Origin of the sequence: Pseudoalteromonas sp. S554, assembly GCF_005930865.1 — a bacterium.
Classification (GTDB): domain Bacteria; phylum Pseudomonadota; class Gammaproteobacteria; order Enterobacterales; family Alteromonadaceae; genus Pseudoalteromonas; species Pseudoalteromonas marina.
Window position 1 is genome coordinate 1 of record NZ_PNDV01000079.1, and the last position, 1,769, is coordinate 1,769.

Here is a 1,769-nt window from a genome sequence, read left to right on the forward strand (position 1 = left end):
CACTTTCACATGGACAACCATCGCCATGCTTGCTTAGCCTTCTCCGTCCCCCCATCGCAATTATACCAAGTACGGAAATATTAATCCGTTTCCCATCGACTACGCCTTTCGGCCTCGCCTTAGGGGTCGACTTACCCTACCCTGATTAACATGGGATAGGAACCCTTGGTCTTCCGGCGTGCGGGTTTTTCACCCGCATTATCGTTACTCATGTCAGCATTCGCACTTCTGATACGTCCAGCATACCTCCCGGTACACCTTCAACCGCTTACAGAACGCTCCCCTACCACTCATACAAAGTATGAATCCGCAGCTTCGGTGCATAGTTTAGCCCCGTTACATCTTCCGCGCAGACCGACTCGACCAGTGAGCTATTACGCTTTCTTTAAAGGATGGCTGCTTCTAAGCCAACCTCCTGGCTGTCTGGGCCTTTCCACATCGTTTCCCACTTAACTATGACTTTGGGACCTTAGCTGGCGGTCTGGGTTGTTTCCCTCTTCACGACGGACGTTAGCACCCGCCGTGTGTCTCCCGGATATTACTTTACGGTATTCGGAGTTTGCAAAGGGTTGGTAAGTCGGGATGACCCCCTAGCCTTAACAGTGCTCTACCCCCGTAAGTATTCGTCCGAGGCTCTACCTAAATAGATTTCGGGGAGAACCAGCTATCTCCCGGTTTGATTAGCCTTTCACTCCTAGCCACAGGTCATCCCCTAACTTTTCAACGTTAGTGGGTTCGGTCCTCCAGTTGATGTTACTCAACCTTCAACCTGCCCATGGCTAGATCACCGGGTTTCGGGTCTATACCTTGCAACTATTCGCCCAGTTAAGACTCGGTTTCCCTACGGCTACCCTAATCGGTTAACCTCGCTACAAAATATAAGTCGCTGACCCATTATACAAAAGGTACGCAGTCACAGAACAAGTCTGCTCCTACTGCTTGTACGTACACGGTTTCAGGTTCTATTTCACTCCCCTCACAGGGGTTCTTTTCGCCTTTCCCTCACGGTACTGGTTCACTATCGGTCAGTTGGGAGTATTTAGCCTTAGATGATGGTCCACCTATATTCAGTCAAAGTTTCACGTGCTCCGACCTACTCGATTTCACTTAAAATGTCTTTTCATGTACGGGACTATCACCCTGTATCGTGGCACTTTCCAGAGCCTTCCATTAACACATAATAAGCTTAAGGGCTGTTCCGATTTCGCTCGCCGCTACTTTCGGAATCTCGGTTGATTTCTTTTCCTACGGGTACTTAGATGTTTCAGTTCTCCGCGTTCGCCTCGTTAACCTATGTATTCAGTTAACGATACCTGCAAGCAGGTGGGTTTCCCCATTCGGAAATCCTAGTCTCAAGTGCTTTTTACTAGCTTGACTAGGCTTATCGCAAGTTAATACGTCCTTCATCGCCTCCAACTGCCAAGGCATCCACCGTGTACGCTTAGTCACTTAACCATACAACCCAAACGGGTCTTTGTTTTGTGACAGTTTAACTTCGCCAGAAGTTAATATTGAATACTAAAGTAGATACCAATCAATCGACTCATAAGAGTGATTAAATGGCACTGAATGATACTGCTATCATTCTTTTTTACTTTTGAAAACTCTGTACAAATAACAATGTTATTCATACGAATTTTATTATCAGCTTTTCCAAATTTTTAAAGAGCATATTAATTAACTAAGCCAGTGGCTTAACTAACTAACAATCATCTGTGTGGACACTACGAACAAATAAGTTCTAAATCGTATAAGGAGGTGATCCAGCC

General features: G+C 46.1%; 1 rRNA gene. It reads right to left on the bottom strand.

The features are described 5' to 3' along the window. A 23S ribosomal RNA gene (locus CWB65_RS16370) occupies positions 1-1,455 on the bottom strand; the annotation flags it as partial. Positions 1,456-1,769 lie beyond the last annotated feature (314 nt).